Here is a 19,946-nt window from a genome sequence, read left to right on the forward strand (position 1 = left end):
ATTGTGAAGAATATCATACACCCCATACTGCTTGCGTTTGGCCTGGCGGTACTAGGCACGCTTGCGCAAGTATCTATTGCTAAACCCTATAAAAGCGCCGAAATATTTACCGCGGATGCTGAACTCTACGGTAAATATGTTTTTCGTGTACAGGCAGCTAAAGGCAGCGGCGTAATCTCCAACTTCTTCTTATGGAAAGACGGCTCGGAATTGAGCGATGTGTTTTGGGAGGAAGTAGATATAGAAATATTTGGCAAAAACAATGGTACGTCCTGGCAGAGCAATATCATTACTGGGCTGGGCGATAGAATCACGTCCGAGCAGGTGCACACAGCGCCAGAATCATTTGCAGACAGCTACCACACATTCACCATCGAGTGGACCCCAGGTCAGGTTCGATGGCTTGTAGATGACCAGCTCGTTCGACAAACCGTTGGCGATCAAGCTGATGACCTCACCAACCCCGCGCAAGCCCGATTCAATTTCTGGCCACCCACGAGCGAAAGTTGGGTTGGCGCATTCGACGATAGCATTCTGCCGCTGCATATGTTTGTTAACTGGATCGAGTACTACAGCTGGAACGGTGACGGCTTTGATTTCACCTGGCGGGACGACTTCGATTCTTTTAACACTGTGCGCTGGCAAACCGCTGACTGGACATTCGCTGAGAATCGCGCAGATTTTACCCCATTAAATGTCACCACCCGCGATGGATATCTGGTACTAACCTTGAGCGCAGAAGGCAACGAAGGCTACACCGGTACGCCGCCGCTAGATACACCTGTTAATAGCAGTTCCAGCAGCTCTAGTTCAAGTAGCTCTAGTTCAAGCAACTCCTCTTCAAGCAGCACAAGCTCCAGCTCTTCCAGCTCCTCGTCATCAAGCAGCTCATCTGGTGGTAACGCCTGTGTCTGTAACTGGTATGGTTCCATCTATCCTATGTGTGTAAACCAGACTGTTGGCTGGGGATGGGAAAACAGCGCTAGCTGTATCGGTGTGACGACTTGCAACAACCAGTCCGGCAATGGTGGCCCTCAGAATTGTTCATCTTCGTCCAGCTCCAGCAGCTCAAATGGTTCAACCAGCTCCAGCTCAACAAGCTCCTCGTCCAGTAGCTCCTCATCCAGCAGCTCGTCCTCCAGTTCATCGTCTTACGGCGGAAACGGTTGCGAGGTGTTCAATCACTACCCGAACTGGACCGCGAAAGACTGGGCTGGGGGAGCCTACAACCACGCCAACGCTGGCGACCAAATGATATATAGTGGAAATCTATATCAGGCCAATTGGTACACAAATTCAATCCCCGGCAGCGATGCTTCTTGGCAATTTCTGAGAAGCTGTAACTAATAAGCGGTCGATTAGATAGTTGGATATTTGGTTCTGCGCCCATGGAATACTGGCATAAATTTGCGAATGTCTTGTATTTCATGGGCTTACATTGCCCCATGGCAAATGGCGGCGCGTTTTTCACAGCTCGCCTACCTAACAGTAATTATCGCCAATTTGACAAGCACCAAGCCTTCTCCACCAGACACGGGAAAACGCCCTGCGCTGGGACCGTTTTCGAGTTTCTGCAACACAACAAAATAGTTGTAGCCAAAGCCCAAGACAGGAGTCAGCCACCGCATGTACGGAAATGCAAAAACTATCGCCACAACGCTCAGCGTATTTTTTATCTCGTTTTCTTTGGGGTGCTTCGCTCAAAACGACGCCGAGCGCTCTTCACAGGAGAGTTTGAGCCGCTTTATCGATGCCGTAAACTCCAACAATCCAGCGGCACAAAAAGATTATATTCGCGCTCACTACCTCCCGGGATTTCTGGAGGTTTACCCCGTTGAGATGCATTACGCCACGCTAAGTCGATTATTTGCAGAACAAGGCAAACTGGAGCGGCCATCGTTTTCCCAGCCTGAATTCAGCGACAATGTTTTTCACGCATCTGCGGTTGTTCACTCCGACAAAACTGAGTTGTGGACTGAAATAACCTTGTACTTCGCCAAAAATCATCCCACGCAGATCACGGGCGTAAGCGTCATAAATGCGGATTTTAAAACTGTCCCAATCGACACAAAGATCAATACAAATCGCCAGTTAAAACGGGAAATAAAATCGCTCACCAAACGGCTTGAGGACAAGGGATTATTTTCCGGCACAATCCTAATCGCCAACGGCAGTAAAACCCTGCTCGTCGATTCAGTCGGCTTCTCAAACAAACGTTACAAGATCAAAAACACCAGGACCACGAAGTACAATATTGGCTCGATGAATAAAATGTTCACCGCAGTGGCATTAATGCAACTGATCGAACAGGGGAAAATTAGCCTGGACGACACTATCGAAAAATTTATCGATAGCAGCTGGCTAGCACCCGAAATCGCACAAAATATCAAAGTAGAGCACCTGCTCAGTCACATCTCCGGCCTGGGCAGCTACTTTAACGAAGCGTACGAGAACTCCCCTAAAGATCACTACAGATCTATTTCGGACTACAAACCGCTGGTACGCAGTGAAACGCTCAAGTTCAATCCGGGAACACAGTTTCACTACAGCAACACGGGCATGCTGTTGGCAGGTGTGCTGGTCGAAAAAATTAGCGGGCAGAACTACTTCGACTATGTGCGACAACATGTTTACGCACCAGCACAGATGGTAAATTCCGCCAGTTTTGAACTCGATGACCCAATCCCGAATTTAGCCACCGGTTATTTTCCCAACCCAATGGACAAAACCCAGTGGAAGGAAAATACGTATCGTATTCCAGTAAGAGGCTGCCCGGCTGGTGGGGGATACTCCACCGTTGACGATTTACATCAGTTCGCCCAGGCCTTGCTAGCGAACCAGTTGTTGAGCGAAGCCAACACAGAAAAGCTATTCAAAGTTCACGACAATCTAGGCGCACACGGCTATGGTTTTGGCTTCGAAGTTGACGATACCGCCGAAACCACTATTGTCGGTCACAGCGGCAGATTTGACGGTATAAGCGCAAATTTGGATATCTTCACCAAGAACGGCTATATCGTTGTATTGCTCTCGAACCAGAGCGCAGGCATAGCGCCACTGCGCCAAGTAACCCGAGCATTAATTCACCGGCTTGGTACGCCGCAATGATCCATGCCTCGATCACAGAGGGGCAGGCGGTGATTTCCGGCAGTGGAATGTAAGGCGGATGCCTAAGGTGTATGTTTGCAAAAAGCAGGAAAACGTAAAAAAGCCAAACTAGAAATGAAAAAGGCCAGCATTTGCTGGCCTTTTTTAAGATGGTGCCCAAGTCCGGACTTGAACCGGAACGGCTTGCGCCACTACCCCCTCAAGATAGCGTGTCTACCAATTCCACCACTTGGGCTAAAACTTTTACTCTGCTGGCGCTGCTGGAACTTCGTCCTCAGCGTCGCTTGATGTTGTTTCTTCTGTGTCTAACACAGGCACTTCATCAGCGGCGGCAGTATCCACATTTGCGCCTTCAACTTCAAGTGCTGGAACGTCAGAATCGTCATTATTTGTTGCGGTAGACGCATCTTCCAACTGCTCGAGTTCAGGCAAAGCCAGATCGTCGTCACCCACATTCGACTGGTGCTTGGCAACCACGGCAAGGCTGAAACTGGTCACGAAGAAAATAGTCGCGGCAATAGCGGTTAAACGGGAGAAAAAGTTCCCAGATCCCACAGAGCCGAATAACGTCTGTGACGCACCGGCACCAAACGAGGCCCCCATCTCTGCACCCTTACCTTGCTGCATCAAGATCAAACCGATGATGGCAAGGGCCGTCAACAGGTGCACTAATAATAGGATGTTTTCCATCTGTTACTCTCTAATTTTTACTCGCTGGGGTTATCCCGGCGTTTATTACTCTGCCGCTCGACAAATAGCGACAAAGTCATCGGCATTCAAGGAGGCACCGCCTACCAAAGCACCGTCAATATCTTTTTGACCAAACAGACCTTCAGCGGAATCCGGCTTCACACTACCGCCGTACAAGATACGCACTGAATCACCTTCCGGCCCCATAACTTCACGAATGTAGCTATGAACATCCTGCGCCATTTCCGGCGTGGCTGTTTTGCCAGTGCCGATAGCCCAAATAGGCTCATACGCAATAATGCCTTTGGCAACACCGGCCAAGCCACAGTGTTCGATAACGGCCAACAGCTGGGCACCGACCACATCAAATGTTTTACCAGCCTCGCGGTCTTCGAGAGACTCGCCTACACACAGTACGGGGATGAGACCGTTATCCAGTGCAGCCTGGAATTTTTCCGCTACCAATTGAGAGGTTTCGCCATGGTATTCGCGACGCTCGGAGTGACCTACCAGCGCGTAACGACAACCTACGTCGGACAACATAGGACCGGAAACTTCACCGGTGTAAGCACCGGATGCTTGCTTGCTGATGTCCTGAGAACCAAAACCAATGTTGGTGTTTTCCAACAGTTCGGCGGCCTGAGCCAGATAGACGAACGGTGGGCACACAGCAACTTCCGCCTGGTGTACTCCTGTCCACTGCTCTACAAGACCAGTGAGCAACTCACGATTGGCGGCATAGTCGCCATTCATTTTCCAATTACCAATTACGATCGGACGACGCATGATGACTTCCCTAACTGGTTGGTTTTAAAACAATTCCTCAAAATCCCAAAGCAATTTTTCGCGCCCTGGGGCGAAGCGGGCGCAAATAGTAGCGGAGAACCGTAAAGGATACAACGCTCTTATGCAATTAATTGATTCCAATTAAGTTTTTTAGGACGTAGCGCGTCCCACGACTTCTGCCAGTTCATGAGCGAGCTGCGAAACCATGCCATGTTGCTGCCCTTCCACCATCACCCGAATCACCGGTTCAGTACCGGATGGCCGCAATAACACGCGCCCCTGGCCTTCCATACGCTGCTCCGCTTCGGCAATTGCCGTTTGCACCATGTCGTTTTCTTCGAGGTTCAACTTGCGCTTAACTGGCACATTAACCATCACCTGCGGCATTTTCTGCATCCGCTGCTTAAGCTCATAGAGTGTTTGAGCTTCCGCGTTGAGTGCACGCAACACCTGTAGTGCAGCGATAATACCGTCGCCAGTTGTCGTTACGTCTGCACAAACAATGTGCCCCGATGACTCACCACCCAGCTTCCACCCATTATTGTTCATCGCTTCGATAACATAGCGGTCACCGACCTTGGCACGTTCGAATGGAATTTTTAGCGCTTCAAGTGCCAGCTCGAAACCGAAGTTACTCATCTGGGTGCCAACGACACCACTGCAGCCGCCACCATGGCGCTGCTTATGCGCCGCGATAATAAAGAGCAGCTGGTCGCCATCCACAACCTCGCCACGCTCATCAACAAACTGCACCCGGTCGCCGTCACCATCAAAGGCGATCCCGATATCCGCATGAGATTCAAGTACTTGCTTTTGCAGGTTATTCAGTTTGGTAGAACCGCAATTCAGGTTGATATTTTCGCCGTCGGGGTGGGTACTTATAGCGATGACTTCCGCGCCCAATTCCGAGAACACTTTGGGCGCTACGTTGTAAGTCGCACCATTGGCACAATCCACAACAACAGTCAGCCCCGCGAGACTGAAACCCCAGGGTAAGGTACCCTTGCAGAATTCGATATATCGGCCTTCCGCATCCGGAACCCGTCGCGCCTTACCGAGCCGCTCTGCAGTTACCATTGGTCGATCAACCTGATGCTCAATCGCGGCTTCCACATCATCCGCAAGTTTCACACCCTGGGTATTGAACAGCTTGATGCCATTGTCGCGAAATGGATTGTGTGACGCACTAATCACAATGCCTGCGCTCGCCTGAAACGTACGCGTGAGATAGGCAATCGCTGGGGTCGGCATGGGGCCAAGCAGGCCTACATCAACACCCGCAGCAATCAACCCCGCCTCCAGCGCAGATTCAAACATATACCCACTGATCCGGGTATCTTTGCCAATTAGCACCAGGCCGCCGCCATCCGCATGCCGCTCAGCGAGAACTTTGCCCACAGCCCAGCCAAGCTGCATAAAAAATTGCGGGGTAATCACACCCTGGCCAACCTGGCCACGGATACCGTCCGTTCCAAAATATTTTCTTGTCATTCTTGCGATCCCAAATGGGTCAATTTGAAAACTTCCACGATATCGCGCGTTTCCGCCACATCGTGTACACGTAATATAGATGCGCCTCGCACCAGTGCCGCCATCGCAAAGCCAAGACTGCCGGCGAGCCTCTGATCCGGCTCCCTCCCCAAAAGGCGGCCAATCATCGACTTTCGCGACACCCCAACAAGCGTTGGGTGGCCCAGTGCGGATAGCGCCAACAACTGGTTTAAAAGCGCGAGATTATGCCCGTCTGACTTTCCAAAACCCAACCCCGGGTCCAGAATAATCTGACAAGCGGCGCCCCCGGCTGCCGTCTCCACTGCGGCCACCCGCCCCTGTAGATATTGGGACACTTCGTCGACCACATCGTTGTAATCCGGATTATCCTGCATTGTTTGCGGCGTACCCTGCATATGCATCAAGCAAACAGGTAATCCCGTCTCCACGCATGCCGCCAGTGCGCCATCCCGTTCGAGGGCGCGCACGTCATTGATAATGCCTGCCCCCAACTGCGCCGCTTGCCGCATCACCTCGGGAGTTGACGTATCGACCGAGATAATGGTGTCAAAGCGCTCCGCAACCGCAGCGACAACGGGCAGAACCCGTTGACACTCTTCCTCCACCGACACTTTCGCGGCGCCCGGCCGCGTCGATTCACCGCCAATGTCCACAATATCTGCGCCGTCACGCAACATCTGTTCGACCGCGTGTAAGGTTTTATCGAGAAAAAGCTGGCCGTTGTCGAAGTTAGACCCACCATCGAAAAAAGAATCGGGAGTCACATTCAAAATGCCCATGACTTTGGGCGAAGTAAGATCGAGGTCGCGCGAACCGCAGCGGATTATCATGGTTGTCGAACTACAGTGATTGCGTGTACGAGAAAGCCGTTCATAAACAAAAAAGGCAGCCATAAAGGCTGCCCTCAACCTGTTAACCTGATTTAGTGCTGGCTGGCTGGCCCGCCAACAGTCGTACTGTCGGAAGGCTTGTCTGCGTCTGCAGCGCCATCTGCACTGCTGCCGCCACCAAAGCTGCTGTCGTGCCAGTCGCGCGGAGGGCGAACTTTACGACGAGCCATCAGGTCATCCACTTGCTCAGAATCGATAGTTTCGTACTCCATAAGCGCATCTTTCATGGCTTCGAGAATATCGCGGTTTTCTTCGAGGATGGCTTTCGCTTTGCCGTAGCAGGAGTCGATAATACGGCGCACTTCTTCATCGATTACGCGGGAGGTTTCGCCGGAATACTGCTGGGCAGCCATGCCTGGGTAGCCATTTTCGTCCTCGCCATAATGCAGTGGGCCAAGCTTCTCCGACAAACCCCACTTGGTCACCATATTGCGCGCCAGATCAGTCGCGCGCTCAATGTCGTTAGAAGCCCCAGTAGTTACACCTTCAAAGCCCAGGGTCATCTCTTCAGCAATACGGCCGCCGAACAGCGAGCACAACATGGATTCAATAGAACGCTTGCTATGACTGTGTTTGTCTTCCTCGGGCAGGAATTGGGTGACACCCAAAGCGCGGCCACGCGGAATAATACTGACCTTGTGCACAGGATCGTGCTCAGGTACCAAACGACCCACAATTGCGTGTCCAGCTTCGTGATAGGCCGTGTTTTCCTTTTCTTTCTCGCTCATCACCATGGATTTACGTTCAGCACCCATAAGGATTTTGTCGCGAGCCTTTTCGAACTCTTCCATGGTAACGACGCGCTTGTTTGCACGAGCCGCAAACAGTGCCGCTTCGTTCACGAGGTTGGCGAGATCAGCACCAGAGAACCCCGGCGTGCCACGCGCAATGATGCCCGCTTCCACCTTGTCGTCCATTGGCACTTTACGCATGTGTACTTTTAAAATCTGCTCGCGGCCGCGAATGTCTGGCAAACCAACAAACACCTGACGGTCGAAACGACCTGGACGCAACAGAGCCTTATCCAAAACATCCGGGCGGTTAGTCGCCGCGATCACAATCACGCCTTCACTACCTTCAAACCCGTCCATTTCCACCAGCAGCTGGTTCAACGTTTGTTCACGCTCATCGTGACCGCCGCCATGGCCGCCGCCGCGGTGGCGACCCACCGCATCAATTTCATCGATAAATATAATACAGGGCGCCTGCTTCTTGGCTTGATCGAACATATCGCGGACGCGAGATGCACCCACGCCGACGAACATTTCGACAAAATCTGAGCCGGAAATCGAGAAGAAAGGCACTTTTGCCTCGCCTGCAATCGCTTTCGCAAGCAGGGTTTTACCCGTACCGGGAGGTCCAGCCATCAATACGCCACGGGGAATTCGTCCACCCAGGCGTTGAAATCGCGACGGATCTTTCAGAAACTCGACCAGCTCTTGAACGTCTTCTTTTGCTTCATCAACACCAGCCACGTCAGCGAAGGTGGTTTTAACCTGATCTTCGCCCAATAAACGTGCTTTGCTCTTGGCGAAACTCATCGGACCACCGCGGCCACCCGCTCCGCCCTGCATCTGTCGCATAAAGAAAATAAACACTGCGATAAACAGCAGGATCGGGAAGCTCGCAACAAGCAGTTGCTCCCACAAACTGGACTTCTCAGGCAGCGACCCTTTTACTTGAACATGGTGATCGAGCAGCGTATCCATCAATTTGAGGTCCAGCACAGCAGGCATAACCACAACAAAGTTGGAGTTATCCTCACGTACGCCGCGAATCATCTGGCCATCGATGGTGACCTCTTTGACTCTGTCGTCCTGCACATCTTGCATAAACTCAGAGTAATTGAGTTCATCCCGGGGAGCAGGATCGTTGAGATTCTGGAATACAGTAAAGAGTACTGCTGCAATAACCAGCCAAAGTACCAGGTTTTTAGCCATATCATTCAAGGCTGTCTTCTCCTCATTATCGATGCTGCCCAGCCTGGGCGCACGCATCGCGGCAAATCATGCTATTAATCGTGGTTGGCAAAGTATAGCTCTGCTGTTCACAAACAGACCAGAGACTGATTATGCCTTATATCCCTTCGCAACCAGGTAAACCTCGCGCGAACGCGCACGGGACGCATCCGGCTTTCTGGTTACTGCTTTACTGAAACTGGCGTTGCAATCTTTAAAAAAATCATCGAAGCCTTCGCCGTGAAAAACTTTACACACAAAGGTACCGCCCGGTTTAAGCACTTGCTTTGCCATATCCAACGCCAATTCCACCAGATACATGGACTTTGGCTGATCTACAGCAGTTACTCCACTCATGTTTGGGGCCATGTCGGAAATTACAAGATCTGCCCTTTCACCATCCATTGCGCCAAGCAACTCTTCCAGTACGGACTCTTCTGTAAAGTCACCCTGAATAAAGGTCACGCCGGCAATCGAATCCATTGGCAGAATATCGGAGGCAATCACTTGCCCCTTGTCACCAATTTGCTGCACCGCCACCTGCGACCAGCCGCCCGGTGCTGCGCCTAAATCCACCACAGTCATTCCGGGACGAAAAAGTTTGTCTTTGTTATCCAGCTCTATCAGCTTATAGCTGGCACGGCTGCGGTAGCCGTCCTTCTGAGAGGCTTTTACATACTGGTCGCTAAAGTGTTCCCGCAGCCAACGGTGACTGCTTTTCGATCTTGCCATACTGCTACTATTAAGATTACCTGGGTGTTGTACGTAAGGTCGGGCGCTTGTGGATGCTTCTACAGCGAGAAGTCGCGCGATCCCGCGTGTTTACGGGTACAATAGGCGCCCTTTTAAGAATATACAAGCAGCCGTTGTACCAAATGTGCTGCCCTACAGGTGATTAAATTCATGGCGTTATCCGCAGATAAGATGAAACAGTACCGCACACTCGGTCACAGCCTTAACCCAATTGTGACTATTGCGGCCAAAGGCGTCACAGACAACGTGCTCGCCGAAATTAATCGCGCACTGGAAGACCACGAGCTGATCAAGATTAAAGTGGCTGTTGTGGATCGAGATGCGCGCAAAGCGGCAATACAAGAGGTGTGTACCTCATCGAACGCCCAGTTGGTTCAGGAGATAGGTAAAGTCGCGCTCCTGTTTCGCGAAGCGGCCAAACCCGACCCCCGCAAGTCCAACATCCGCTAACTACCTGAAAAGCGCAAAAATCATGGAACTTGCCCTGGCTATCTTGCCATCATTCCGCTGATTGATAATACTCGGGGCCCTCTCGCGGGCCCCGTTATGATCAAAAGTATAAAATTTAAGCTCTGGCTCACCTTTCTTATCACCCTCGTACTATCAACAACTGCGATGTTGTTGCTAAGCCATGCGAGTGTTAAAAAAGGTTTTCTGGATTACGTTACTCAACAGGCAATCGATCGCCTGCAAAATCTCGAAATTTCGGTGTTAGAAATATACGAGCGGGAGAATTCTCTCGAACCCCTACGAGATAACAATCGCCTTTGGCTGCGACTCAAGTACCGCACGTTTCGTGAATTTATCGAACAGCAAACCCGCGAAGCGATCAGTAACAACCAACCACCGCCGCACCCCAGCGTTAAGGCACAGGAGCGTGTCTTTATTGATCAGCTGATTCTCACCGATCCCACCAAAAAACTGATCGTCGGCAATGCATTTAAAAATGCGGAGTACTCCTGGCGGGAGCTGATTTACGAGGACCAACTCATTGGTTACCTGGGCTATATCAAACCAAAAGACTTTATGCGCTCAGTCGATAAATTATTTGTCAGCCAGCAGCTGAAAGTGTTCGCCCTATTTAGTCTGGCGATTGTGGCCGCCTCGTTTGCAGTGTCAATGCTGGTGTCCCGCTGGCTGGTCAAACCGCTCGGTGACCTGACCAAAGGCGCTCGCCAGATAGCCGACGGCGATTTCAGTGTCCGAATTCAGCCCAACAGCACTGATGAACTGGGTATGCTCTGCAACAATTTTAATGAGCTCGCAAAAACTCTCTCCGCCAACGAAAAAGCCCGCAAGCAATGGGTTGCCGATATTTCTCACGAAATGCGCACACCGCTGGCTGTTCTGAAAGCTCAGATCGAAGCCATGCAGGATGGTATTCGCCCAACGACGCCCGAAAACCTGGAACTGCTTAAAAACAAAATCGATGCTCTCCATAATTTAATCAGTGATTTATACGATCTTTCGCTGACCGACCTCGGCGCAATGACCTATAACAAGAGCCTGCTCTGCCTGTACGATTTACTGGAAGAAATTGCCGATGATTACGTGCACCGTCTGGAAGAGAAGGGCCTCACTTTTCAGATGACCAACTCACTCGACAAAAACGCGGGTATTTACGGGGATTACGACCGGCTCGCACAGCTGCTGCGCAATCTGTTCGAAAACAGCTACCGCTACACAGACACGCCAGGGCAATTAACCGTCACTTGCAACACGACCAACAAACTGGTTGAAATTGTCTTTACCGATAGTGCACCAGGCGTGCCCGCAGACCAGATCGATAAAATTTTTGACCGTCTTTACCGAGTGGAAAACTCGCGCAACAGGGCAACCGGCGGCGCCGGTCTGGGACTGAGCATTTGCAAAAATATTGTCGAGGCCCATAGTGGTACAATTACCGCCATGCCCGCACCCTCAGGTGGGCTCACAATCACTTTGCGCCTGCCTCTCAGCCACAGTTAATTTGCTTAAAGGGTAAACCCATGTCCGCTACCGTGCTCATTGTTGAAGACGAAGCAGAACTCGCGCTGTTGATGCGCGACTACCTGCTGGCAGCCGGGTTTCATTGTGAAATTATAGGGAATGGACTCGAAGTCGAGCGCTGGCTGAGCACCAACACCGCAGACATCATTTTACTGGACCTCATGCTGCCAGGGAAAAATGGCCTGGATATTTGCCGCGAGTTGCGTACTCAGGCGCAATTCAAAACGCTGCCCATCATTATGGTCACAGCCAAGGTGGAGGAAATTGATCGCCTGCTAGGCCTGGAACTAGGCGCCGATGATTATGTATGCAAACCATTTAGTCCGCGTGAAATTGTTGCCCGTGTGAAGGCGGTGCTACGGCGGGTACAACAGCCGCAGGAACAACTCCAGGACAGCGCCAGTCAAGCGGTGCAATTGCACGAAAACAGTCAGCAAGTTAGTATTTCTGGCTCAATGATTGAACTCACTACCATTGAGTTCTGTCTGTTTAAATTGCTGTACACGGAACAAGGGCGAATTTTCTCGCGCCAATATATTATGGATAATATCTACAGCGATTATCGCGTCGTCAGTGATCGCACCGTCGATAGCCACATTAAAAAGCTGCGCAAAAAAATGCAGGAAGCCGATCCTGGGTTGGAGCTCATCCACTCAGTGTACGGTGCGGGGTATAAATATGAGCTTCAGCATAAATAAAAACAGTGCGCTGATTACAGTTGTCTGCTTACTGAGCGCTTGTGGCACTGCGCGATTACCCGAAGATCTCACCACGGAATTCCGCACCCGTATAACGGAGGGCGGTTTGAAGCATTTCGAATTTCGCGTTTTACCTGTTAAATACACCGCGATGTTTGAGCGGGGAGAAATTCCGCCTCCCGAGAAGGAGGTTGTTTTCACCAACGGGCAGCGGATGCAAATCAATACAGACGCACTTGCCAAGCGCAACCAAAAACGACTCCAAGGCCAGATCGAGAAACACATGGAAATAAGTCAGTACTGCCGCGAAGGCTACTGGGTGATCGATAGCAATTTCTATGGGGTCGCGCCCTGGCTGCGCGGTGAATGTAATGATCTGGCGACCCCGGACGACCGACAAAAATTTCCCGATACAATAAAACGCTGGTAACGCACTCCCTCGTCACCCTTATCGTAGGTTCAGGTCATAAGTTCAGGTTGTAAATTCGGGTCGTTACTTCCGGTTATAACGTAACTTCGGAGCTTAAGAATGTTGCTCAAGGGTACTGACGGGTGCGAGACCAAAATATCCTGCAGAGGCAATTGAAGCTACGTGAATGCGGCGCTTTACCATTAGTCAACTTGCGGCTCGCGCGCGACCATAAGCGAAAAGCGCCCGCTCGCACTAAGCTCATTCCCACTAGCCCCATCACCAACGGTTGCGTCAAACTGGTACATTGCGCCAACAGCACTTGCACTCAAACGCCATGCGTTTATTCGCAGTACCGCTCCCCCCAGGCAACGCCTCGCACCCTGCCAATTAAATTGCTTGACGGCGGCAAGAAATACGGGCGCATCAGTAGCTCCGAACACACTGTCGCCACTGCGGTTCAAATGCAATGCCGCCGCCTGCGCCGCAAACTCCGGCAACAACAGAACACTCAATCGATTATCACAAGCAAGGGGATGAGAACCGGGGTCCTCGACTTCAGCCAACACCTCGATTGCGCTGTCATCCACACTGAGCACCTTATTTATCAAGCACATATCGCCCGAATGAGGCATGAGTGCATGTAGTTCAGAGGTCGACAGAGTCGTTAGCACGTTAATCACCGAAACCGCTGTACCTTAGACCAATACATAAGCTTTCACCATTGCTCAGCGCCAATTCAGTCTCGCGCTCAGCCCGAGCGATGGCGGTGAGCAAGCTTAAACTGCGTGCCGACGCATTACCCAAACGAAGGGTTTCCAGGGCCGCAATCGCTAAAGATGAAACCTGGGCTGCTCTGGGAGCCACCGATACATCCAGTGCACACAGCGTGTGCTCGTTGGCACGAGCGGACAGTAGCAGACTTGTTGAAAATGGCCCGGCAACGTTGCGCACTTCATTAATCGGCGATGGCGGCACCATGTCGTAGCAGGCCAGCAACACATTTTCCGCTTCACCCTGTAACTGCGCTACTGCGTCGACCAGCCCCATGACAAAGCTGTAGTCGTGCGCACTGATCGTAGTAGAAGGGTGCGTATTACCCGTCGCGATACTCCAATAGCCAGCCGGAGCGTTATGGACGGAGTTATGGAACTGCGTGGGAGAGACAATTTTCTCCGGCAGCGCCAGTGCGGTGCAGATTTTGTGAAAAATATCGTAATCACCGCCGGAAGAAGAAAATACAGTTGCGTAGCCTTCAGCAGGCAGTTGCAGAACCAACTGCTCAATACTGTTGAATGCAAGGCGTACCAATTGAGACGCTCGACGACGCTCGTTGGCCGGCAGCGATTGGGGCGTATAGCGAGCGGGTTCAGTGGCGCTATAAGGCTCCTCGCCTACAACAATTCGGGTGAACACCGGCCAGTCTTCAACCCCTGGAGCCACCAGGCCAACACCGTTGAGGTAACAGGTCATCTCGCTCATGCTACACCCCCATTACCAGGCTGCAGTTACTGCCGCCAAAGCCAAATGAGTTACTCAATACCCGGCGCACCTCAACGTTTTTGTTCTCGCCGAGAATCACATCGGCCTTTATGTGCTCGTCCAATTCACGGGTATTGAGTGATACGGGCAGCAGCCCATGATTTAACACCAGAGCGGAGACAGCGGCTTCCAGTATGCCCGCAGCGCCCAGTGTGTGCCCAGTCCAGCCCTTCGTGGAGCTGCACGGGAGCGACTGTTCGAACAGCCGGCACACTGCACGAGATTCCGCCAGATCATTGGCTTTGGTGCCAGTGCCGTGCAGGTTGACATAGTCAATGTCATCAGGCGTCAGCCCCGCCATAGCCAGTGCCCCAGCCATTGAGTCATAAGCGCCAAGACCGTCGGGGTGGGGGCTGGACATATGGTAGGCATCACTGCTTTCACCAAAGCCCTGCAAAGTCATAACACCGCCGTCACCGGGTTCCACTATTGCGAAACCTGCAGCTTCGCCGATGGATATGCCCGTACGATCCCGATCACAAGGTCGGCAGATATCGTCCGAAATCAATTGCAGTGAATTGAATCCAAACAAAGTGGTAAGACACAGCGTGTCTACACCACCCACAATCGCAGCATCGCAAAAGCCCGCTTTGATCGCCCGCCAGGCATTCGCAAAGACTTTCGCACTACTTGAGCATGCCGTCGACACGGCATGACACATACCGGTCGCGCCGGTCACTTCTGCAACCAGCTTAGGCGCTGAGTTATTGTTGTGCGTGAGATCGTAGTTGTACCAGCGCGGCAGATGCTCACCTTGTGCAGCAACCATCTGCCGATAAGCAAGCTCAGTTTGTTGAATCCCAGACGTACTGGTGCCGATAAACACACCTACCCGACGCCCTCCATGCCGTGCCACCAGGTCACGCGCCGCATCAATAAACCCGTCCTGCTGCATCGCGAGGTAGGCGAGACGATTATTGCGACAATCGTAGGCAGTCAATTCGGTGGGGAGCACCAGGTCTTCCAATTCGTCAACAACACCAATGTAGGTGCTGAGCGGCGCACTCTCACCGAACGGACGCTTTACCAGCCCGGTTTGTCCACTCTGCAGACTCGCCAGCAACGCCTGGTTTCCTATCCCAGCCGCTGATGCAGACGTAATACTGCCGATTTTAAGATTCATCTAGCTTCCAATAATCGTAAAAGTTAAACCAGTTATACGGGTATGCTTGCGCCATGGATTCCAGGGTATCCACGTAAACTCGCTGTGCGCTCTGCATCCACTCCCTGCGCTCTTTGCGTTCCACCTCCGTGGAATCCGCAATCGCGTGAAAAAAAATTTCGTACCGGGCCTTGCCCGCGCTAGTCCCCTGATAAACCCCAAAACCTGCCACCACCGGTATTTTTAAAGCTGCGGCCATTTGCCACAAGCCCTCCGGCAGTTGCACCGGGCTCCCCATAAATGTCTGTCGGTACACCCGCTCAGAGCGGTGCACTCTGTCTGCCATAACCCCGACAAACTGGCCGTTTGTCAGCGCTTCCTGCAAACACAGCATTAACTGCGCTGGTGGTTGTTCGACATCGATAATGTCCTGCGCCATATCCGGATTGACCGCCTGCAGCAGCGCCATCGCCTTTTTTGCATGGTCACGGTCCATCAGTACCCGCGCCCGGGTATTTTTGCGGTCTCGACCGGCAGCGCGAAGCACATCGAAACTTCCCAGGTGGGACATCAACAATAAACAACCCTGCCCAGAGCGAATGTGAGCATCAATGACGCTATTCCCATGCACAACAACATCAAAGTCGCGATTGCGGCCGGACAAGAAAAACAAGCGGTCGACGGTAACCTGGGCAAAACAAAAAAAGTGGCGGTATATCTGCCAGAACGTCACTGGCGTCGATTGCGTTCGCGCGAGAAAGCTACGCGACGCACGCCTGGCTGCTGGACTGAACAAGGCGTAATAGAAAACAATACCGGCAAGTAAAACCCGAACAGGCGCCCGACCGCACCGCAACGCAGTCCAGACAACAATCGCCATCCCCAGGGGAGAGCCCCGCTCGGTTTGCGCCTGCCAACCTGACTCTGAACTCGCTCGACTCATGCCCGGTACTCGAAGCTCCCAGTTGCTACTACTACCGCAGCGCTACCAGTGATGAGCACGCTAAATTTGCCCACTCCTGCACCATCCAAAAAGACGTTTTCCGGCAATTGAGTTTCTACAGCCTCAGGGCGTACCGTGCCCGTCGATGGCCTGCCACTCTTAACGTCAAACTCGTATGTGAGCTGATCGCCGGGACGCACCGGGCGTAAAAATTTGGCGTTCTTTATGGCCACCAGTTCGCCAGCACTTGCGACCTGAAAGTATGCCGCCACCCACGACAGCAATAACGCACCGGGAACCAGTGGGTTACCAGGAAAATGGCCAGCAAAACAGGGGTGCTCTGCTGATACCTGCTGATATTGGATCAACATATCAACTGCCTCCCATCAACATGGTGGCCAGCTCCGCGGCAGTCACTTTACCCGTCGCATTGCGCATAATTTGCGGCACTTTTTTAAAGGGCCGCGGCAGAAACACCGGGTCCACGCGATGCGATAGAGCATGCAGTACATCGCGAACACTAAGCTCCGTTACCACGAAGCCCACCGGTCTCGCCTCTCCCTGCTTGTCGATATAGAGGTGAGCGTCGACCACGCCAGGTATTGCCAGTAGCTTCGCGCTGAGGTCGGCGAGTGACATGCGCTTGCCGCCAATATTGAGATGATCACCTGCACGCGCCAAAAACCGAAACTGACTGTCGCCCACTAACTCCAATTCGTCCGGGAAAGGCTCTGCTTTTGGAAGATGATCTGCGTACAACATGACTTTATCTTCCCGCAAAAACCGGAAGCCGCGCAGCAGTTGCCACGTAGGCCCAGTCAACGTTCGCCGGGTCGCGACACTGCCCGCTTCACTGAACCCGAATATTTCGTATACCTTTGCCACTCCTGCCTCTTCTGCCGCTCGCGCAATCGGTTCGGCAAGCGGTGCTGTCGCGGAAATGACCTGCTGCAATGAATCGGGCAGCCGGGCATGGCTCTGCACCACTGCGCGTAAATGCACTGGTGTTGTTACCAGGCGCACAGGTCTCTCGCATTGCGCTACCTGCTCTACCACATCTTCAGGGTAGAAGGGCGTGTGCTCAATAATGGCGAAGCGCCCCCGAAGCGGCATAATGACCGATGCTTCCAAGCCGTACATATGCTGGCACGGGACAGTGGCCACCAGGTCCCAGCAGGTGTTATCACTATCAAGAGCCGCGCACAGTTTTTCGCCAGTACCGGCCAATATACGCCAGGTCTTAACGAGCTTTTTGGGCACCCCAGTACTGCCAGAGGTATAGACCTCTACCAGGCTGTGATCCAGTGGTATGCACGGCATCCCAGTGAAGGCTGCATCATCGGCAATATCGAGGCGTTCGAGCCTGCGCCAGTGCTGCGAATCCATTGGATCGAGTTCGATACCTTTATCGAAAAAAACCAGGCGTGGCGACTGGCCTGCACTGGCAAGCTCAACAATGGTACCTGGCTGCCTGTTAGGCGGCAGAATATTTTTACCACCGCGAAGCAATACCGCACAAAAAACGACAAGGAAATGAACGCGATTACCGCACAAGTTAATCACGTCACACCCTGGTTCGAGCGTTGCAGCAAGGCTCTCAGCAGTAGCTACCAATCCGGCAATCGTGAGTGGCTGACCATGATAGTGGGCGATCACATCGTCCGGTGGACGGGTACATAGCAGCGTACTCGGCTCAGTCATGAAAAGCTCTCTGCAACGACGGACGCACAACGCCTGCGGATGTGACTATCTTCAAATACTCTATGAACGACGGGTGATCGTGACGCGGAAAAAGAAGCTTGCGCACAAAAAATTCGCCGATAAAAACAATTCCAGACACAGGGTAAAGCACGGTGTGAGCGACAAAGGCCTGCCACTCCGGGACGCTCGGCAGCAGAGTCACTCCGCCTACAACAACCATTACCAAAAACAGGACGCTCCAAAGAATCGTCACCGCACGTGTATAACGGCGCATGTTTTCAGAAAGAGGACCGCGGGCATGCTCGCCAATTGCTGTTACTAAAGCCTCGCGCCCAGGCAACAACGACCCGGCGAATATAACGAGTAAAAACAACGGAAAGGCTATGGCAGGCAATTTCATAAGCCACAGCGAAAAATGAAGGTAGGCCGCGACGGCAAGACCAACAGAAGCGAGTAGTACCGCGACAATTGCCCCGGTTTTTCCCGCCTTCAATGGATGAAAAACAATACCCAGAAGCAAAAATAACAACGCGGCACTGGCTAGCGCGCTATTCGATTGATTACCGGCAAAAAATACCAGAACCGGATAGCCAATCAAAAGCGCGATTTGCACGGGTCGACCCCAACTCCCAATTACGCAGCTTTGCTCAACACATGTGAGCAAAGCGATCGCAAGCTGGAAAAAATCTGTTCGTTATTACTGTCGTCTGCCTTCAACTGGACTTGATACTTTTGCGCAATCATCAGAGAAATCTCAAGCGCGTCGATTGAATCGAGCCCCAAACTATCGTCGGAAGAAAAACCAAACAGCGGCGCCTCGGGCTTGATGTCTGCTGCGTCGGTATCTTCAAGGTCGAGCGCCTCGACCAGGTAACCGGCAAATTCCAGTTCTTTATCTGTTAAACCACTCATGCTTAAAACCAAATTAATCCTGTGTTATTTACTGCCGATGTACTCGCTGAAAATACCCATAACCTTATTGCGCTGTGGGTTGCTGACGCCTGCACTGGCCATTGCGTCCAGAATTTTCGCAGGGGGAACACATTGATCAATGGTATCCCAGTAATAACGCATCAACTCTTCCGCTTCTTTGCTACCACGGAAAACGCGAGTAACCGTAGGAATGATCCCTTTCATATAGACTTTTAACGCAGCCGTTGTAAGGGCGCCTTCCGGGCGAGTGATTTCCAACAACAGCATTTTGCCACCCGGCTTCAAAACACGGCGGTACTCTTCGAACGCCGCTTGCAAGTCGGCCACATGTCGCAGCGCATAGCTCATGGTCACAAAATCGAATGTGTTATCAGGGAAAGGCAGTGCTTCACCCAGTCCCATAGTTGCTCTCTGCACACCGTTTTCAACTGCAACCGAGAGCATACCTTTGCTAGGATCCAACGCTACGACAAAACCATCGGAACCGACCAATTCCTGTTCAATTAGCGACACTTCCCCAGTGCCCGCGCCCACGTCCAGCACCTGGTGACCAGCACCCACACCGACGCGCAATAGCGCCTGACGGCGGTACCAGCCGCCAGAGCCGAAGCTCATCATTTTCGTAATCCAGTCGTAGTGCTGCGCCGAAGAGTCAAACATCGCGTCGACCTTCTTGCGCCTCGCTTCTCCGCTTTCATAATAATCCGACAGTACGGGGTGCGGAGCTACTGACGATTGCTTACCATCTTGCATATTTGAACACTCTAATAACGCTGCCCTGATCGCCCTGAGTACACGCAGGTGTACCCGCCGATCAGGCCTGTCTTCCAAATCGGCGGTACTTTACAGCAGGGTTATGGCCTGCGCAACGCTGACTCTCGCCTCCTGCGTGCAACTGTCGCTATAATGCGGCCGCAGCGCGCGTCTTAGTG

The 19,946-nt window shown here is 52.3% G+C and carries 21 protein-coding genes and 1 tRNA gene; 6 read left to right on the top strand and 16 right to left on the bottom strand.

The window, feature by feature from the left end; all coding sequences use genetic code 11:
• The first annotated feature begins 3 nt into the window (after positions 1-3).
• A complete protein-coding gene (locus TERTU_RS14400; protein ID WP_015818849.1) occupies positions 4-1,347 on the top strand; it encodes a cellulose-binding domain-containing protein in 1,344 nt (447 codons plus the stop codon).
• Positions 1,348-1,626: 279 nt separating this feature from the next.
• On the top strand, positions 1,627-3,108 hold the full coding sequence (locus TERTU_RS14405) for a serine hydrolase domain-containing protein (RefSeq protein WP_015819861.1): 1,482 nt from the start codon (positions 1,627-1,629) through the stop codon (positions 3,106-3,108).
• Between the two features lie 150 nt (positions 3,109-3,258).
• Here the strand turns inward: TERTU_RS14405 and TERTU_RS14410 are convergent.
• The 7 genes from TERTU_RS14410 to rlmE form a co-directional block, all read right to left on the bottom strand.
• A tRNA-Leu gene (locus TERTU_RS14410) sits at positions 3,259-3,343 on the bottom strand.
• Between the two features lie 8 nt (positions 3,344-3,351).
• Positions 3,352-3,798 carry a preprotein translocase subunit SecG gene (gene secG / locus TERTU_RS14415; protein ID WP_015819125.1) on the bottom strand — a complete coding sequence of 149 codons (447 nt, stop codon included), beginning with the start codon at positions 3,796-3,798 and terminating at the stop codon, positions 3,352-3,354.
• A gap of 45 nt (positions 3,799-3,843) precedes the next feature.
• The gene (gene tpiA / locus TERTU_RS14420) at positions 3,844-4,584 is read right to left on the bottom strand and encodes a triose-phosphate isomerase (protein WP_015819419.1); all 741 of its coding nucleotides are present in this window, start codon (positions 4,582-4,584) and stop codon (positions 3,844-3,846) included.
• Positions 4,585-4,734: 150 nt separating this feature from the next.
• A complete protein-coding gene (gene glmM / locus TERTU_RS14425; RefSeq protein ID WP_015818991.1) occupies positions 4,735-6,075 on the bottom strand; it encodes a phosphoglucosamine mutase in 1,341 nt (446 codons plus the stop codon).
• Complete coding sequence (folP, locus tag TERTU_RS14430) at positions 6,072-6,989, bottom strand: dihydropteroate synthase (protein ID WP_015820602.1); 918 nt, start codon at positions 6,987-6,989, stop codon at positions 6,072-6,074. The genes glmM and folP overlap by 4 nt, the downstream gene beginning before the upstream one ends.
• Before the next feature lie 29 nt (positions 6,990-7,018).
• Positions 7,019-8,935 carry an ATP-dependent zinc metalloprotease FtsH gene (gene ftsH / locus TERTU_RS14435; RefSeq protein WP_015820106.1) on the bottom strand — a complete coding sequence of 639 codons (1,917 nt, stop codon included), beginning with the start codon at positions 8,933-8,935 and terminating at the stop codon, positions 7,019-7,021.
• A gap of 120 nt (positions 8,936-9,055) precedes the next feature.
• The gene (gene rlmE, locus TERTU_RS14440; protein ID WP_015817095.1) at positions 9,056-9,676 is read right to left on the bottom strand and encodes a 23S rRNA (uridine(2552)-2'-O)-methyltransferase RlmE; all 621 of its coding nucleotides are present in this window, start codon (positions 9,674-9,676) and stop codon (positions 9,056-9,058) included.
• Between the two features lie 171 nt (positions 9,677-9,847).
• Between rlmE and TERTU_RS14445 the strand changes: the two genes are divergently transcribed.
• From TERTU_RS14445 to TERTU_RS14460, 4 genes are all read left to right on the top strand, one after another.
• Positions 9,848-10,147: a YhbY family RNA-binding protein gene (locus tag TERTU_RS14445; protein ID WP_015818487.1), complete on the top strand. Its 300-nt coding sequence runs from the start codon at positions 9,848-9,850 to the stop codon at positions 10,145-10,147.
• A 96-nt stretch (positions 10,148-10,243) separates the two neighbouring features.
• Positions 10,244-11,665 (top strand): ATP-binding protein, encoded by a 1,422-nt coding sequence (locus TERTU_RS14450; RefSeq protein WP_015818283.1) that lies wholly within the window; start codon positions 10,244-10,246, stop codon positions 11,663-11,665.
• 20 nt (positions 11,666-11,685) lie between these two features.
• On the top strand, positions 11,686-12,384 hold the full coding sequence (locus tag TERTU_RS14455; protein WP_015817889.1) for a response regulator: 699 nt from the start codon (positions 11,686-11,688) through the stop codon (positions 12,382-12,384).
• A complete protein-coding gene (locus tag TERTU_RS14460; RefSeq protein WP_015819951.1) occupies positions 12,365-12,814 on the top strand; it encodes a hypothetical protein in 450 nt (149 codons plus the stop codon). The genes TERTU_RS14455 and TERTU_RS14460 overlap by 20 nt, the downstream gene beginning before the upstream one ends.
• 182 nt (positions 12,815-12,996) lie before the next feature.
• On the opposite strand, the gene TERTU_RS14465 is transcribed toward TERTU_RS14460, so the two are convergent.
• From TERTU_RS14465 to TERTU_RS14505, 9 genes are read right to left on the bottom strand one after another with little or no spacing between them, the layout of a single operon-like run.
• A complete protein-coding gene (locus tag TERTU_RS14465; protein WP_228378167.1) occupies positions 12,997-13,467 on the bottom strand; it encodes an ApeP family dehydratase in 471 nt (156 codons plus the stop codon).
• Position 13,468: 1 nt separating this feature from the next.
• A complete protein-coding gene (locus tag TERTU_RS14470; protein WP_015820760.1) occupies positions 13,469-14,275 on the bottom strand; it encodes a beta-ketoacyl synthase chain length factor in 807 nt (268 codons plus the stop codon).
• A gap of 1 nt (position 14,276) precedes the next feature.
• Positions 14,277-15,458, bottom strand: a complete 1,182-nt coding sequence (locus TERTU_RS14475; RefSeq protein WP_015819630.1) for a beta-ketoacyl-[acyl-carrier-protein] synthase family protein — start codon at positions 15,456-15,458, stop codon at positions 14,277-14,279.
• Positions 15,448-16,380 (bottom strand): LpxL/LpxP family acyltransferase, encoded by a 933-nt coding sequence (locus tag TERTU_RS14480; protein ID WP_015818105.1) that lies wholly within the window; start codon positions 16,378-16,380, stop codon positions 15,448-15,450. The genes TERTU_RS14475 and TERTU_RS14480 overlap by 11 nt, the downstream gene beginning before the upstream one ends.
• Complete coding sequence (locus TERTU_RS14485; RefSeq protein WP_015818680.1) at positions 16,377-16,751, bottom strand: 3-hydroxyacyl-ACP dehydratase FabZ family protein; 375 nt, start codon at positions 16,749-16,751, stop codon at positions 16,377-16,379. The genes TERTU_RS14480 and TERTU_RS14485 overlap by 4 nt, the downstream gene beginning before the upstream one ends.
• A 1-nt stretch (position 16,752) precedes the next feature.
• Positions 16,753-18,081: an AMP-binding protein gene (locus TERTU_RS14490; protein ID WP_015820978.1), complete on the bottom strand. Its 1,329-nt coding sequence runs from the start codon at positions 18,079-18,081 to the stop codon at positions 16,753-16,755.
• Complete coding sequence (locus TERTU_RS14495; protein ID WP_015817366.1) at positions 18,074-18,694, bottom strand: COG4648 family protein; 621 nt, start codon at positions 18,692-18,694, stop codon at positions 18,074-18,076. The genes TERTU_RS14490 and TERTU_RS14495 overlap by 8 nt, the downstream gene beginning before the upstream one ends.
• A gap of 20 nt (positions 18,695-18,714) precedes the next feature.
• Positions 18,715-18,993 carry a phosphopantetheine-binding protein gene (locus TERTU_RS14500; RefSeq protein WP_018014081.1) on the bottom strand — a complete coding sequence of 93 codons (279 nt, stop codon included), beginning with the start codon at positions 18,991-18,993 and terminating at the stop codon, positions 18,715-18,717.
• 24 nt (positions 18,994-19,017) lie between these two features.
• Positions 19,018-19,767 (bottom strand): class I SAM-dependent methyltransferase, encoded by a 750-nt coding sequence (locus TERTU_RS14505; protein ID WP_041590257.1) that lies wholly within the window; start codon positions 19,765-19,767, stop codon positions 19,018-19,020.
• Positions 19,768-19,946: the final 179 nt, after the last annotated feature.

It is taken from the genome of Teredinibacter turnerae T7901 (assembly GCF_000023025.1).
GTDB classification, from domain to species: Bacteria; Pseudomonadota; Gammaproteobacteria; order Pseudomonadales; family Cellvibrionaceae; genus Teredinibacter; species Teredinibacter turnerae_B.

Excerpts from the sequence above, each read along its gene's own strand:
- TERTU_RS14405 (WP_015819861.1), top strand. The coding sequence starts at position 1,627 with ATGTACGGAAATGCAAAAACTATCGCCACAACGCTCAGCGTATTTTTT.
- secG (WP_015819125.1), bottom strand. The coding sequence starts at position 3,798 with ATGGAAAACATCCTATTATTAGTGCACCTGTTGACGGCCCTTGCCATC.
- tpiA (WP_015819419.1), bottom strand. The coding sequence starts at position 4,584 with ATGCGTCGTCCGATCGTAATTGGTAATTGGAAAATGAATGGCGACTAT.
- glmM (WP_015818991.1), bottom strand. The coding sequence starts at position 6,075 with ATGACAAGAAAATATTTTGGAACGGACGGTATCCGTGGCCAGGTTGGC.
- folP (WP_015820602.1), bottom strand. The coding sequence starts at position 6,989 with ATGGCTGCCTTTTTTGTTTATGAACGGCTTTCTCGTACACGCAATCAC.
- rlmE (WP_015817095.1), bottom strand. The coding sequence starts at position 9,676 with ATGGCAAGATCGAAAAGCAGTCACCGTTGGCTGCGGGAACACTTTAGC.
- TERTU_RS14445 (WP_015818487.1), top strand. The coding sequence starts at position 9,848 with ATGGCGTTATCCGCAGATAAGATGAAACAGTACCGCACACTCGGTCAC.
- TERTU_RS14450 (WP_015818283.1), top strand. The coding sequence starts at position 10,244 with ATGATCAAAAGTATAAAATTTAAGCTCTGGCTCACCTTTCTTATCACC.
- TERTU_RS14455 (WP_015817889.1), top strand. The coding sequence starts at position 11,686 with ATGTCCGCTACCGTGCTCATTGTTGAAGACGAAGCAGAACTCGCGCTG.
- TERTU_RS14460 (WP_015819951.1), top strand. The coding sequence starts at position 12,365 with ATGAGCTTCAGCATAAATAAAAACAGTGCGCTGATTACAGTTGTCTGC.
- TERTU_RS14470 (WP_015820760.1), bottom strand. The coding sequence starts at position 14,275 with ATGAGCGAGATGACCTGTTACCTCAACGGTGTTGGCCTGGTGGCTCCA.
- TERTU_RS14475 (WP_015819630.1), bottom strand. The coding sequence starts at position 15,458 with ATGAATCTTAAAATCGGCAGTATTACGTCTGCATCAGCGGCTGGGATA.
- TERTU_RS14480 (WP_015818105.1), bottom strand. The coding sequence starts at position 16,380 with ATGAGTCGAGCGAGTTCAGAGTCAGGTTGGCAGGCGCAAACCGAGCGG.
- TERTU_RS14485 (WP_015818680.1), bottom strand. The coding sequence starts at position 16,751 with ATGTTGATCCAATATCAGCAGGTATCAGCAGAGCACCCCTGTTTTGCT.
- TERTU_RS14490 (WP_015820978.1), bottom strand. The coding sequence starts at position 18,081 with ATGACTGAGCCGAGTACGCTGCTATGTACCCGTCCACCGGACGATGTG.
- TERTU_RS14500 (WP_018014081.1), bottom strand. The coding sequence starts at position 18,993 with ATGAGTGGTTTAACAGATAAAGAACTGGAATTTGCCGGTTACCTGGTC.
- TERTU_RS14505 (WP_041590257.1), bottom strand. The coding sequence starts at position 19,767 with ATGCAAGATGGTAAGCAATCGTCAGTAGCTCCGCACCCCGTACTGTCG.